Origin of the sequence: Methanothermobacter sp., assembly GCF_030055435.1 — an archaeon.
In the GTDB taxonomy this organism is placed as follows: Archaea; Methanobacteriota; Methanobacteria; order Methanobacteriales; family Methanothermobacteraceae; genus Methanothermobacter.
On the sequence record NZ_JASFYG010000003.1, the window covers coordinates 55,660 to 69,748 of the forward strand.

At 47.5% G+C, this 14,089-nt stretch carries 15 protein-coding genes; 5 read left to right on the top strand and 10 right to left on the bottom strand.

Annotation, left to right across the window (positions count from 1 at the left end):
- The first annotated feature begins 101 nt into the window (after nt 1-101).
- Nucleotides 102-380: a Gar1/Naf1 family protein gene (locus QFX30_RS03755; protein WP_300488457.1), complete on the top strand. Its 279-nt coding sequence runs from the start codon at nt 102-104 to the stop codon at nt 378-380.
- Nucleotides 377-1,309 (top strand): transcription initiation factor IIB, encoded by a 933-nt coding sequence (locus QFX30_RS03760; RefSeq protein ID WP_300489094.1) that lies wholly within the window; start codon nt 377-379, stop codon nt 1,307-1,309. The genes QFX30_RS03755 and QFX30_RS03760 overlap by 4 nt, the downstream gene beginning before the upstream one ends.
- A gap of 211 nt (nt 1,310-1,520) precedes the next feature.
- Here QFX30_RS03760 and QFX30_RS03765 read toward each other — a convergent pair whose 3' ends face one another.
- Complete coding sequence (locus QFX30_RS03765; RefSeq protein WP_300488460.1) at nt 1,521-3,275, bottom strand: MJ1255/VC2487 family glycosyltransferase; 1,755 nt, start codon at nt 3,273-3,275, stop codon at nt 1,521-1,523.
- A gap of 12 nt (nt 3,276-3,287) precedes the next feature.
- Nucleotides 3,288-4,271, bottom strand: coding sequence for a hypothetical protein (locus tag QFX30_RS03770; RefSeq protein WP_300488462.1), 984 nt, complete (start codon nt 4,269-4,271; stop codon nt 3,288-3,290).
- 108 nt (nt 4,272-4,379) lie between these two features.
- Between QFX30_RS03770 and QFX30_RS03775 the strand changes: the two genes are divergently transcribed.
- Both QFX30_RS03775 and QFX30_RS03780 read left to right on the top strand, forming a co-directional pair.
- Nucleotides 4,380-5,162 (top strand): sulfite exporter TauE/SafE family protein, encoded by a 783-nt coding sequence (locus QFX30_RS03775; protein ID WP_300488464.1) that lies wholly within the window; start codon nt 4,380-4,382, stop codon nt 5,160-5,162.
- Nucleotides 5,163-5,276: 114 nt separating this feature from the next.
- On the top strand, nt 5,277-5,756 hold the full coding sequence (locus QFX30_RS03780; protein WP_300488467.1) for a DUF308 domain-containing protein: 480 nt from the start codon (nt 5,277-5,279) through the stop codon (nt 5,754-5,756).
- A gap of 18 nt (nt 5,757-5,774) precedes the next feature.
- Here QFX30_RS03780 and QFX30_RS03785 read toward each other — a convergent pair whose 3' ends face one another.
- Both QFX30_RS03785 and pyrH read right to left on the bottom strand, forming a co-directional pair.
- Nucleotides 5,775-5,963 (bottom strand): DUF2116 family Zn-ribbon domain-containing protein, encoded by a 189-nt coding sequence (locus QFX30_RS03785; protein ID WP_300488470.1) that lies wholly within the window; start codon nt 5,961-5,963, stop codon nt 5,775-5,777.
- A gap of 42 nt (nt 5,964-6,005) precedes the next feature.
- Nucleotides 6,006-6,680, bottom strand: a complete 675-nt coding sequence (gene pyrH, locus QFX30_RS03790) for a UMP kinase (protein ID WP_300488472.1) — start codon at nt 6,678-6,680, stop codon at nt 6,006-6,008.
- Nucleotides 6,681-6,833: 153 nt separating this feature from the next.
- On the opposite strand from pyrH, the gene prf1 reads away from it, so the two are divergent.
- Entirely contained in the window at nt 6,834-8,057 is a 1,224-nt protein-coding gene (gene prf1, locus QFX30_RS03795) for a peptide chain release factor aRF-1 (RefSeq protein ID WP_300488475.1), read from the top strand.
- Between the two features lie 327 nt (nt 8,058-8,384).
- On the opposite strand, the gene QFX30_RS03800 is transcribed toward prf1, so the two are convergent.
- The 6 genes from QFX30_RS03800 to QFX30_RS03825 form a co-directional block, all read right to left on the bottom strand.
- Nucleotides 8,385-8,993, bottom strand: coding sequence for an orotate phosphoribosyltransferase-like protein (locus QFX30_RS03800; RefSeq protein WP_300488478.1), 609 nt, complete (start codon nt 8,991-8,993; stop codon nt 8,385-8,387).
- Nucleotides 8,994-9,003: 10 nt separating this feature from the next.
- Entirely contained in the window at nt 9,004-9,960 is a 957-nt protein-coding gene (locus QFX30_RS03805; protein WP_300488480.1) for a Gfo/Idh/MocA family oxidoreductase, read from the bottom strand.
- A complete protein-coding gene (gene hemC / locus QFX30_RS03810) occupies nt 9,957-10,826 on the bottom strand; it encodes a hydroxymethylbilane synthase (RefSeq protein WP_300488483.1) in 870 nt (289 codons plus the stop codon). The genes QFX30_RS03805 and hemC overlap by 4 nt, the downstream gene beginning before the upstream one ends.
- A 123-nt stretch (nt 10,827-10,949) precedes the next feature.
- Nucleotides 10,950-12,272, bottom strand: coding sequence for a coenzyme F430 synthase (gene cfbE / locus QFX30_RS03815; RefSeq protein WP_300488485.1), 1,323 nt, complete (start codon nt 12,270-12,272; stop codon nt 10,950-10,952).
- A 116-nt stretch (nt 12,273-12,388) separates the two neighbouring features.
- Nucleotides 12,389-13,237, bottom strand: a complete 849-nt coding sequence (locus tag QFX30_RS03820) for an NAD(+) kinase (protein WP_300488488.1) — start codon at nt 13,235-13,237, stop codon at nt 12,389-12,391.
- Complete coding sequence (locus QFX30_RS03825; RefSeq protein ID WP_300488491.1) at nt 13,237-14,082, bottom strand: bifunctional fructose-bisphosphatase/inositol-phosphate phosphatase; 846 nt, start codon at nt 14,080-14,082, stop codon at nt 13,237-13,239. Before QFX30_RS03825 ends, QFX30_RS03820 begins: the two co-directional genes overlap by 1 nt.
- Nucleotides 14,083-14,089 lie beyond the last annotated feature (7 nt).

A 14,089-nucleotide genomic window follows, 5' to 3' on the forward strand; every position in this document is an offset into this window, starting at 1 on the left:
ATGCACATCCCTGTACATCAAACACTATTTTAATATAAAATTATCGAAACATTTATATACTAGTAGTTAGAGAATACACTATATAAAATTTTCGGTGAATTATGAAGAGTTTAGGAAATATTTCACATGTCTCCAGCAAGGGAAGAATCATAGTACGTTCCGCCAGAACACCGCAGCTTGGAGCGCCTGTTTTTACTTCTGAAGGAAAAATGATAGGGAAAGTGCACGACATCTTCGGTCCAACAAGAAATCTATACATATCAGTAAAACCACTTCGTGCAATAAAACCTGAAAAGTTTGAGAACCGAGCTGGAGAGACTTTATACGTGGGTATAAAGAATGTGAAAAAATGGGGGCGAAGGAAACGAAGGAGAAAATGAAGTCTGATGTTTCTGAAATAGAGAAGGAAACAAAATGCCCTGAGTGCGGCTCCGAGGATCTCAGGGGCGACTACGAAAGGGCTGAAATAGTATGTGGAAAGTGCGGTCTAGTCATAGACGATAACCTGGTTGACATGGGTCCAGAATGGAGGGCCTTTGACCATGAACAGCGTGACAAGAGGACAAGGGTCGGGGCACCCATAACCTACACCATACACGACAAGGGCCTATCGACCATGATAGACTGGAGAAACAAGGACATATATGGAAGGGACATTCCGGCAAGGAACAGGGCCCAGTGGTACCGCCTCAGGAAATGGCAGAGGAAGATAAGGATCTCAGGGGCCACAGAGAGAAACCTCGCATTTGCCCTGAGCGAACTCGACCGTGACTCCTCAAGGCTGGGGTTACCGAGAAGCGTCAGGGAAGCCGCATCAATGGTCTACAGGAGAGCCGTTGAGAACAAACTCATCAGGGGAAGAAGCATTGAAGGGGTGGTTGCAGCGTCACTATACGCGGCATGCAGAAGCTGCAATGTCCCAAGAACACTTGATGAGATCGCAGAGGTCTCAAGGGTCAGCAAGAAGGAGGTCGGAAGGACCTACAGGTTCTTAACAAGGGAACTCAACATAAAGCTACCGCCAACATCCCCTGTTGACTACGTGCCAAGGTTTGCAAGTGAACTGGGACTCTCAGGGGAGGTCCAGTCCAAGGCCATTGAGATCATAGAGATGGCAATGGAGAACGGTCTCACATCAGGTAGGGGCCCCACAGGTGTTGCAGCAGCAGCTCTCTACATCGCATCGGTCCTCCTAGGGGAGCGCAAGACCCAGAGGGACGTTGCAGAGGTTGCAGGTGTAACCGAGGTGACAATAAGGAACAGGTACAAGGAGCTCACAGAGCAGCTTGATCTTGGTGTGACACTCTAGTTACACCAGGAACAATTTTTAATGAGTTTTTATCAGAATCTTTCTTATCACAGTTTTTGTGAAAGTCAGAATAGATTTTCTTTGTATTCCTCATACCAGTTCTGAAAAATCATGGATTTTCAGATAGACGCTAAAATTCTATTTTTTAAATTTACAGTCAATCTAAACTGAAAAATAAGAAAACGGTTAAATTCAGGAATGGTTCTGCAGTTCAACATCCCCTTGAACATTCATCTATTGCCCTCTTAAGTGCATCTATTATCTCGTTGTTACCCCCATCATAGTCTTCAAGGTTCCTTCTGTAGATATCAAGGCGACCAAGGAACCCCTCAAGACTTTCCCTTCCTGTCTCTTCATGAAATTCGCCGTAGCCCAGCTTCTCAAGGTACACCGCGTTGAGTATCTGCTCGAACTGTCCCTTAACAGGAACACTGTATACTGGCTTTCGCAGGTATAGGGCCTCACTTATCAGGGTAAAACCGCCATTTGTTATAACCGCAGCCGCAGACTCAAGATCCCTGAAGAACTGGTCCTCATTGAATCTCCTAAAGGTGAGGTTTCCATCCACTTCTTCCCTTTCAAAGCCGTATACAATGAAGTCCCTGTTTATAGTCTTCAAGATTTCAATGAGCTTTTTGTTTGACCTGCTTGTCTGGTAGACCAGTATATGATCCCCATAATAGGGATCAAGATTCATTATCTCCTCCCTCAGGACAGGAGGATACATGGATACCTTCTCAGGATTTTTAACCTCAGGGAAGAAGTAACTGGTTATAAGATATCGCCTGGGCCTCACAATGAATGACCTCACAACGGCCTCAGCCTTGATTTTGTCCTTCCTGAATTTTTCGGGATACTCTATCCTGCACTGGGTTATGACGTGCATGTTGTCTATGCTTATCAGGGGTATCCTGAGTATGTTACTTATGACACTGGCATAGAACTCAAAGTCGGACACCACAACATTCGGCCTGAAATCTTTTGCTATCCTGTATAGGAGTTTGAGGTTCTCCTTGAGGTCCCTGGGGAATGTTTTCATGGCCTTTACAAATGTTTTGATATCATTTACACTGTTATTCTCATAGACTGTGTTGAAGCCGTATATTTCATGGACGTTATCGAATTTGCTGCTCAGGTACCTGTAGGCACGGTCACTTGCAAATATCAGTACATCGTGATCCTCTGTTAGCTTATCCAGGATCACTCCACTCCTTATTGCGTGTCCCATTCCTTCCCCGCAGACAGAGTAGAGCACCCTCTTCTTGTTGGAGTGTCCGAATTCATATTTGAGGTCATCTGCACTCACCTTCTTTCCCATGAAGTCATATATCGTGCTCTTTGTGTACTTGAATGCCAGATTCCTAAGGCCCTCCTTTTCAAGCCTCCTTATGGATACCAGAACCCTTGGCTTCCTCAGAACCCTGAACCTGCTTATCTTACCTATGCGCTCAATGTAGTCAGTGTCCTCTCCAAAGTCAAGGGATTCATCGAAACCACAGACCCTTTCATGAAGTTCCTTACGGGTGAGTATTCCGTAGCATCCCGCCCCATGGGGTTTAATGGATTCAACAAGTATCATGAATCTGTTTGCAAATTCGTGGAGTATCTTGTCACGCCTTCTGGTTGATAGGGGTATCATCTGGGTTATGGCGATTCCAAGGTTCTCTGATTCGAATTCCTCCACGGCCTCCCTGAGGTACCCGTCGGTGAGTACAAGGTCGGCGTCCAGAAAGAGGAGAAGTTCTCCCCTGGCTACCTCAGCTCCTCTGTTTCTTCCAGCCGCGGGCATACCACCATCAACCACCCTGCAACCGTACTTCTCTGCAATTTTTCTTGTGTTATCCTCAGAGTCTGCATCTGCCACTATAACCTCGTAATCTTTGAAGTCCTGTTTCCTTATACTCTCAAGCAGAGCCGGCAGATATTCCTCCTCATTGTAGGTCGGTATGATTATGCTGAGCTTCATCCTTATCCTCCTTCAGAAGAATGAAAAGAAGTTCCATGTCATGAAGAACCCGCTACACCTCCCATCGAGGAGACGTGTTAACCTATCAAGGAGCACCATCTCGTTCTGCTCCGGTGAAAGTTTCAGTATCAGCGTATCACCCTTTCTCTCCTCTGAGAGAACATGGAGCCCCTGAAGGTCGGGGGTGCCTGATGGCTCAATGATGCTGACCTCATAGTACCCGGTCACTGACCCCACGATTCCAAGGAGCACCCTCAGAACAACCAGTGACGCTATTATCAGGGTAGGGATTTTAAGATTCCCTGGGCTGAAGGGGACCCTGAGGGCGCTCATGCCTATAATCCCGGATAGCCCGACAAGTGCAGGGGTTGAGAAGAGGCCCCCATCTATTATACCTATTATTGTGGATGCAGTGGCGAATATGACTATCGCCACATGGAAATCCCTTCTGTCACCTATTGATAGAAGCCCAAGGATGTATATAAGTGTGATTGAAATGATCGTTAAGGGGAGAAGGAAGGGTATGTAACTTGCCAGTGATGAGCCTGTATGGATGCCTGATGATGCAGGCACTACAAGGCTGGTGAGGGGGCTGAGGCTTGCCTTGAATACATGGGAGTGGGTCAGGCTTGTTGAGGCAGGCGGATTCATTGATATGAAGGTCGTGAATGGTGATACGCCCATTTCAAGGCGGATTGCCACCTCAACTGCGAGACCCGTGAGGTATGTTGCAAATGCCACGATCGCCGAGATGTAGAGGTAGGTGTTCTTATCGAGGCCTTCAGGGCGAAAAATTCCACCCTCCCTGAAGATGGGTGCAAGGAGGAACATGGTACCCATTATGGTGAAGAATATCACATCCTTGCCCTCAGAGGAGCCCATGAGGAATACGTGTGTGAATGGTGTTATTAGGGGGTCGAGGATGTCTGTGCTGAAGAGTGTGATTGCCAGTGCAATGAAGATTATGCCGGCTGCCATGAACCTGTCTGATCTCAAAGTTACTCACCAGAAGAAATTAATTTAGTTAGCAGGGAGAGATATGGATCTTGTCACTTATAAATTAATCGTGGTAATGATTGATGATTGAACACCTCAGGTTATAAGATGGATCCCGTATTCTATATTGCGGCGCTTCTTCTCACAGGTATCGTGGCAGGACTTGCAACAGGCCTCCTGGGTGTCGGGGGAGGCTTCATAATAGCGCCGGTGCTCTTCTTTTTAATGGAGTCCTCAGGCACACCAGAGGATATTGCAATAAGGACAGCCTTTGCAACCAGCCTTGCAGTTATTCTCCCAGCTGCCCTCACAGGGGCTTACTCACATTACAGGAGGGGCTGTGTTGATGCAGGCAGGGCCATACCCATGGGGGCTCTCGGTGTATGCGGGAGCATCCTGGGAGTTCTGACTGCCACCTCATCACCCGCAGGGGTCCTAAGGGCGGTATTCGGTTTGCTCCTGATCCTTGTTTCACTACAGCTCCTCCTGTCCTCCAGGATTTCACCCTCCCATGGGAAGAGGAATGCCTCCATTCCACTGGGCTTCATCGCCGGTTTTCTCTCAGGGCTCCTTGGCATCGGTGGTGGAGTGGTCCTCGTCCCACTCCTCGTGCTGGCTGGAGGCTTTGATGTACTTGAGGCTGTCGGCACCTCATCTGTTGTGATTGCGATGACCGCAGCATCGGGCACACTCTCCTATCTCCTGAGTGGGCCTGGGGGACAGTTTTCTGTGGGATACGTTAACCTGGCCCAGTTCGTGACCATTGCATTCATGAGCGTCCCGGCCTCACGTCTTGGTGTTATGGCGGCCCACAGGATTGACGTGAGGTACATAAGGTACCTTTTCATAGCCCTGCTCCTTGTCACAGGCTTCAGGATGATACTTTATTGAGTAGTCCTGCTTTTTGTCAAGGTTTCAGGGTGATTCTCAGGTTTATGTAAAAATAAGGTGAAATTTCATAAAATATATAAAATCAGATGAACATAATAACGGACCGGTGAGATGATGCTGAAGAAATGGATGGGTCTCCTCTCGGTTATTCTCGGTATTATATTTCTTGTATCTCCGATCTCAGGTGTAACAGCCATAAGCATACTCACGGGTCTTGTGCTCTCGGGCCTTGGTTTGTGGATGCTTGCAAATGCCATCATGGCCAGGAGGTACATGGAGGTGGGGATACTCTGGATGATATTTGCAGTTATAACCCTTGCAGTCGGCCTCATGATGGTCTTCAGGGTCTTCCTCATAAATCAACTTGCCGGGGTCTGGCTTTACGTTACAGGCATCCTCCTGCTTGTCGCCGCGATGCTGATACTTGCAGCGGGCTCCCAGAGTTACCTGAAAAGAAATGCGGGTATAATCAGCGCCATCTTTGGTGTTATATACATCCTTATAGGGGCGCTCTCATTCAACCCTGCCTTCGTGGGCGTTGCGATTGGCCTTATACTTGTTGTTTATGGGGTGGCGGTGCTGAGGTCACCGTGAGCCACCCGGAAAAATCACCTATCCTTTTATGGAGAGCACAACCCACACCACAATGAAAAGCGCGAATACAAGGTAGAAGATTGTCCTTGTTCTCCTCACCCTCTGCTGATTCTTTGATAGGATCTCCTGGCACCTCTCTGAACAGGTTACCTCATCCATGGGTATGGGGGTGCTGCATACGGGACAGTGCTTGTGCGGTTCAACCATTCTCTTTACCTCCATTTTTTTGATGAATTTAAGCTTCCATATTTATTCAGGGATTACAGTGGTTCCTATCCCACCATCGATTGCCCTCAGAAGGTTCTCAGGGTCACTACCATTGGCTATGATGGTCCTTATCCCTGACCTCTTTATCATCTTGAGGGCTGTATGGTCAAAGAACTCGTAGGTACCTGCCCTCACATCGGATCCACTGAGGTGCTCCAGCATCTCACTGGCGCTGATCTCAGAGTAGAACCTCGCATCAGGGTACTTCTGGGGGTCCCTGTCATAGAATCCATCAACCGATGTAAGGTTTATCATGAGGTCAGCCCCAACGGTTTCGGCCAGTATCGCCCCAACCGCGTCGGTGCTGTGGGCAGGCTCAGTACCACCCATCACCACTATTCTGCCCGACGCTGCAAACCTAACGGCCTCCCTGAAGTTTTCAGGTACAGATGGGTACGCACTTTCACCGAGGGCTGTTATCAGGATCCTGGCGTTTAACCTTGTGACATCAATTCCTATATCATCGCACTGGGCCTCCCCTGCCCCCAGTTTTCGTGCAAGTCCTATGTAATCACGGGCCGGTTTGCCACCACCCACAACCACAAACAGTTCATGTTCATTTCTCAGTGAATTCAGAATATCGGCGTATGCCCTGAACATTTCATGTGTGAATTCACTTATCAGGATTGATCCTCCAATGGTAATAACAATTCTCATAACGATCCACCGTGAAAATTAGTTGACTCTTCCTTTCCAGTTATGACTGAATCCACTTATATCTTTTCTCCCGGCATCCAGTAAACTTTATAATTACCCTGCCTCATATACAGTTACAGTTTATTTTATCATTTTCATGAGGAGTGATTCGTAGTGAGTGAACCATCATCAAAGGAGCTTTTTGAATTCAAGAGAACCCTCCAGGAACTTTCAGATAAGAAGGGGAGAGGAACAGAGCTTGTATCGGTATACATACCCCCAGACAGGCAGATCAGTGATGTTGTAAAGCATATGAGGGAAGAGTTGAGTCAGAGCGCCAACATCAAGAGTAAACAGACCAAGAAGAATGTACAGTCCGCAATTGAGGTTATAATGCAGAGGTTGAAGCTCTTTCCCAAACCACCAGAGAAGGGGCTCGTAATGTTTGTGGGAATGGTGCCAAGGGGAGGTCCGGGTACAGAGAAGATGGAAACCTATGTCTTTGAGCCACCTGAACCCATAAAGACCTACATATACCACTGCAACTCGGAGTTCTACCTTGAACCCCTCAAGGAAATGCTTGAAGAAAAGGAAACCTATGGTCTTGCTGTACTTGACAGGAAGGAGGCGACCATCGCAACCCTCAGGGGTAAGAGGATAGACATCCTAAAGACCCTCACGAGTGGGGTCCCGGGTAAGCACAAGGCTGGTGGTCAGTCCCAGAGGAGGTTCGACCGCCTCATAGACTTGGCAGCCCATGAGTTCCTCAAGAGGATAGGGGAGCACATGAATGAGGCATTCCTCCAGATAGAGGACCTCAAGGGTATCATCCTCGGGGGTCCTGGTCATACCAAGGAGGAGTTTCTGAACGGGGATTACCTTCACCATGAACTCAAGAAGAAGGTTATAACCACAGTGGACACGTCATACACAGGGGAATTCGGTATCAGGGAGGTCATCGACAAGTCCATGGACGTCCTGAGTGAAATTGATGTGATGAGGGAGAAGAAGCTTGTCCAGCGCTTCCTCAGGGAACTCATAAATGAGGACGGCCTTGCATCCTATGGTGAGAGAGAGGTCCGCCAGCACCTCCAGATGGGTGCAGTTGAGGTTCTCCTTCTTTCAGAGGACCTCAAATACCAGAGGGGAACCTATGAGTGCGCCTCATGCGGGCATAGCATGGAGAAGACTGGTAAGGATCTACCGGACACTGAAACCTGTCCATCCTGTAACGATCAGATGAGACTCTCAGAGAGTAAAGATATGATCGATGACCTGGTTGAGATGGCCGAGGAGGTCGGAACCGAGGTTGAGATCATATCAACAGAGACAGAGGAGGGTATGCAGCTCCTTAGGGCCTTTGGGGGCATAGGGGCGATACTGAGGTACCGTCCCTGATGATCCAGGGGTTTTAACTGGACGCATCTTAGAGGATCCCAGAATGAGATTGGTGAAGGGTCCTCCACTCTGTATGACTCTGGCTCTTTTTATATCCATCTTCAGTTGAAGTGGTAAAGTAATGGCAGGAACCTGCAGAAGAGATAAGTTAAGAATAAGCTCCAGTGAAGATGCTTGAACTCAAAAATAGCCTCAGCACATATATTATCACTAATTTTTTCACCACTGCAGGAAATTATTTTTAGAGTGAATTGAGCCCTTAACATCATATTATTGGAGGCTGTCCCTAGGGGAATGATAGGAAAAGTATGGTGTTTTTGATGTTTATCAACCAAGCCTGCTTACCCTTATGAGCGACTCAACCGGCACACCATCAACCTCAGAGATCCCCTTCTTATCTATGAGGACCGTAACCGCCAGGGGTTTGGCTCCCTGTTCCCTGAGGACCTTCACGACTTCACCTATAGTCCTCCCGCTGGTTATCACATCATCAACAACCACAACCCTTTTGCCCTTTACCTTTGCAAAGTTGCTGCTAATGGCACCCTCTGCCCCCTCATCCTTCCGGTGTTTCACAGGGTGGAAGACGGCGAGGGATGTTTCAAGACCTGTCTCAGTCCCCATAACATCTGCCATGAGGGTGGCGAAGGGTATGCCGCTTATTGCTATACCAAGAATAACATCTGCAACACCGTACTTGAGTGCCATGTCTGCCATTGCAGCGGAAACATACCTCATACGGGATGAACTACCGCCGAGGCTCTCCCAGTTGATGGCAAAATCCACGGGGGCCTCCTTGGGGGAAACGGAACTGGCTGTCTGAAGTGTTAGCCACCTGGCAGTATCCTTTGATACGTTAAGTTCATCTGCAATTTCCCCTGTTGTAAAACCCCTTTTTCTCAGTTCCCTAGCCTTCTTTATAAGTTCATTTTCCATTACAAGCACCTCAAATATCACCGTTAAGTTTAACAGGCCTGTGTTCCCTCGCAGATTTCATAGCTGCAAGTACAGTTCTAAGGGCGTATATGCCATCCTCGCCGGTTATCTCAGGCTCCTCATCGTTAATAACCGATGAGAGGAAAGATTTGATTTCATTCTTGAGGGGTTCCTCATGTTTGATATGGATGTCCTGGGCGAACTTTCCGTACACGTCCAGTTTTTGATCGATATAATCAACGTTTATTATACCATCTGTTCCAGTGATGGCAAGCTTTCTCCTCTTGTATGGTGTGAGCCAGTTAACCTCAAGTATACCTGTGATTCCGCTTCTGAACTTTGTCATTATCTCTGCATGGTCCTCATATTCACACTTCTCTAGTATGCTCCCCATGACCGCGTACACCTCTGCCACGGGTTCACTGAAGAGGTAGTGCATGACGTCAAGGTCATGTATCGCAAGGTCAATGGTAACACCCACATCCTTTATCCTAGGGGGGAATGGGCCTACCCTCTTTGCAGATGCAGAAACCACGTCCCCTATCACATCATTTTCAATTAACTCTTTTGCCTTCTGGACAGCCGGGTTGAACCTTTCAACATGTCCTGTCCCCAGCTTCAAACCCTTTTTACGGGCTGTTTTCACCATCTCCTCGGCCTCTTCGAGTGTAAATGCAATGGGCTTTTCTACAAGAACGTGTTTATCGTGTTCGAGGGCGTCCATGACCACACGGTAATGGTGGGTGGTTGGAACGCAGACACTGACTACCTCTATTTCAGGAATCTCCAGGAGGTTTTCGTAGTCCACATATCCTATGGCATCGTACTTGTTGGCAACCTTCTGGAGTGTTCCCTTCATTATATCGGATACAGCCATAAGATTCGCATTTTTAAGTCTGTAGTAAACCCTGGCATGGTTGTAACCCATGGCTCCAACGCCGATTACACCCACATTTATCTTTCTCAAATATAATCCTCCATTTCTTTGGCAGCTTTTTTACCAATGTCCTCTGCTTTATTAACAGATCCTTTAACATTAACCTTTTTGAGTATCTCGCCGTCTTTTGTTAAAAGAACAGCATAGAGATTGATCTCTCCATTTGAGGTCCTTGCTATAACCCCAAGTGGGTACTGGCACCCGGCACCAAGTTCCCTAAGGAGAGCCTTTTCAGCTGTGACCTCCTGCTGGGAGGGGTAATGGGTTATTCTCTCAATTGATTTCCTTAATTCACTGTCCCTTCTTGTTATAACAGCCAGGGCCCCCTGTCCAGCGGCTGGTGTTAAGTATTTCAGTGTGAATCTTTTTTTAATGTAATCTTCAAGTCCAAGGCGCTTTAAACCAGCCTCGGCCATTATGGTTGCGTGGACCTCTCCTTCCATCACCTTTCTTATCCTAGTATCTATATTTCCTCTTAGGGGCTCCATCTTAAAATTTTTTTGGTGATGATTGCAGAATGCTTCCCTCCGAAGGCTGCTTGTCCCAAATTTAGCACCTGGGGGAAGCTTATCCCAGTCAAAACGTGATACAAGGACCTCATTGGGGGATTCCCTTGGAGGAACAGCTGCAATCACAAGTTCAGGGTCAAGGTCGCTGGGGACGTCCTTGAGGCTGTGGACAGCAAGGTCAACTTCTTCCTCAAGGACTGCAATATCAAGTTCACGTGTGAAAAGACCTTTTGAATCCATACTGTAAAGCTGGGAATCTTTTATTCTGTCACCCTTTGTTTTTATAATTCTCCTTTCGATTCTTTCATCGCAGATTCCACTTAGCATATTGATGACATGGTCGGTCTGTACCAGTGCCAGGCGACTCCCCCTTGTTCCAGCTATCAATGAATCATCTCCAGTAAACATTAATCAGTTGAAAAATTTATGGCATCCTATTTATAAGTTTTTAAAAAGTCATAGTTATTAAAAAAACACAATTTCTGACTACATACACCTGTAATTTGCTAATCACCTTCTTGAAAGGTCACCATACTCTGACCTGTAAATCAGGATCACGTTTTTATTTTCAAGGGCAGCCTTCAGCGCATCATCCGGGGATTTAAAGTAGGGGCCATTTTTATGGGTCTTTTTCATTATACTGTATCCAAGTTCATCGGTGAATATGAGGTTAAAATCCGTGTATTCTCTGAGAACTCTAGAGAGCCTGTCCTCATCTATATCCTCACAGGTAACCCCGTATCTTCCACCTATGATTACCACAGGGTCAGGGAGGTCCTCTGCCATTTTCAGTGTGTACTCGACGGCCTTCACATTCAGACCTGGGTTCACCTCCTCTATTATGCAGGTGCCATCCAGTTTTCTGATTGATGTGCGGCCGGGTATCCCCTGGAAACCCTTAACCCCCCGCTGGATGTCATTCACATCAAGGTTAAGTGTGAGTGCGGCGCTGACTGCGGCAAGAACGTTTGATAGGTGGTGCTCTGCTGGTGCAAATGTTTCAATTCCAAACTCTGTATTGATCCTGTCACCATCAATGGTTTTAAGGTCCTCCACGATGACACTTGCCATTGTGGAATTAAGGCCATAGCTGATATCGCTGGCATGGACACTGGCACCATCATCAACTGAGAATGTGTTTGTTTTATCCCCAAAATTCCGGTAGTACCTGTTGAATGCCTGAAGGTCGCAGCAGACCATTCTGCTTTTGAATATCTGCTTTTTGGCGGAGCTGGCCCTTGATGTGCCCCTCCTTATGGTGTAGTCTTCGGCTATATTTGTCAGCACACCCACATCTGCAAGGCCCGTCCCGCCAAGGGAGACCTCAAAGATGGCTGAACCATAATCACGGGGACCTGCAAGTTTCACTGTCTCAATCATACTGGCAGGAGTTATGCTTATATCCCTCCTCAGGAGTTCATAACCCGCATAGGACCCGAGGCTGCTCAGGATGAGAGGATTCAGGTTTTCCATGATCTTTCTGAGTATCCATACCGTGCTGGTCTTCCCCTTGACCCCTGTAACCTCAACAACGTGTATTCCACGTGCTTCCTTCCAGGGGCCCATCAGAAGACCTGTTATCTCATGATGGGTTATATCAGCTTTAACCGGGCAGTGGACAGGTGCTATTATGGTTGAATCGGCTATGGGAGCATCGACCTCATCGATGCCCATTTCAAGGAGCATTTCATGGTCAGAGCCCTTTAGAGTTCCATATATGTCCCATGCCAGGACATGATCCGATATTTTTTTTAGTTCACGGGCAATGGTAACTCCACCATGTGTGAGGTCAACAACAAGGGGTTTTGAGATGGTTTTGAGGTCTTTGGTCATCTGTATAACCTTTTTTCGGTTTTGAGATGGTTTTGAGGTCTTTGGTCATCTGTATAACATTAGTCCAGTTAAACGGCTTGGTTAACCATTGCGGCTACAAGAGCTTAAAATCAGCTTTAATTCTTTATTGAGTCTATACCACCCTCTATGAGCTTCTCACGCACCTTCCTGTAGAAGTCCTTACTGAGCCTTACAAAGTGGGCACAGTGATCCGATTTTTTAAATACAACCTCCTCCATGTGGTTGACCTCCTCCTCGTACTGTCCATCAATCACTGCAATGGCCTTCTTACCCTTCTTCAACAGCTTGACCCGGATTACACTCTTATTGGAGACAACCAGTGGTCTGGCGCTAAGCTTGAAGGGACATATGGGAACTATAAGGAAGGCCTCCACACGGGGATCCACTATTGGGCCTCCAGCTGACATGGAATAGGCTGTTGAACCGCTGGGTGTTGCTATGATTATGCCGTCCGCCCTGAGCTCCTCAACCACCTCATCATCAACTGATATTTCTATGTGGAGCATCTTGGCGGGCTTTCTTGTCATTAGAACAACCTCATTGAGGGCTGATGGAAGTTCATCGTTATGGTATACGCTGAGGAGGGTTCTCCTCTCAACGGCGTAGTTGCCAATAAGAACATCCTCCAGGGCCGAGAAGACATTCTCAGGGTCGACCTCTGTGAGGAAACCGACCGTGCCCATGTTTATTCCGAGTATTGGTATCTCCTTACCCTCTATGAGGCTCTGGGTCCGCAGTATTGTCCCATCCCCCCCGATGGTCAGTATCATGTCGACCTCCATATCCCTGATATCCTTCCCATATTCACGGAGTTCAGGTAGCTCCTCTGTGATCTTGAGGTCAACGCTCAGTTCGACACCCCTGTTCAGAAGGAATGAGGCCACCTTACCTGCAAGTTCAACAGCTTCAGGCACATCAAAACGGGCTATTATACCTATACGCATCAGATGACCTCCAGGGTATGCATTATTTTTTTGTGGAGTTCAATGTTTCCCGCTGCGATAAGTGAGGTCCTTGCCTTGACGTTTAGGAGACCATCTATTGATTCACCCCTCTCATTTGTCACCACACCACCTGCCTCCTCCACGATGAGCTTGGATGCGGCTATGTCCACTATTCGCAGATTTTCCCTCAGGTCCATGAAGGCGTCATATGAGCCGCTTGCAACATATGCAAGCTCAAGGGCCACGGAACCTAAAATGCGCATCCGGCGGATCACCCTGCAGATGCTGTCAACCCTCCGGAATCTTGTGCCGTAAATGAATGCACCGATGGAGGTCCTATCCAGGGAGCTCTGGCTTGATGCGCAGATTTTTTTATCATTTAGGAATGCTCCCTGACCTCTTATTGCCCAGTAAAGATCGCCTGTTGCAAAGTTCTTCACGAAACCCATGACGACGTTATTGAGAGAGGGAAGGTCGCCTCCTGGAATATATTCTGCAACAGCCACTGAGATACCGTAGAAGGGTATGTTTCTTATTGCATTGCTTGTACCATCGAGGGGGTCCACAACGAAGATTATTCTGGGTTCATCCGGGGGCTCCTGGTTTATGTGGAGAATACCGATCTCCTCACTTATTATGGTTACTGGCCGATCGGTGTTCTCAAGTACACCTATAGCCTCATCCTCCGCCACGAGGTCTATGAGTTTTGTGGGCGTTCCATCAGCCCCCATTTTGATTATCTCCCCGGCATCTGGAGTTCCTACAAGGGGAGCAACAGCCTTTTCAACCTGCTCGGCCATTTTAACTGCGATGCTCTTCCAGTAGTAGATGTCTGATTCTTCCATTCAACCC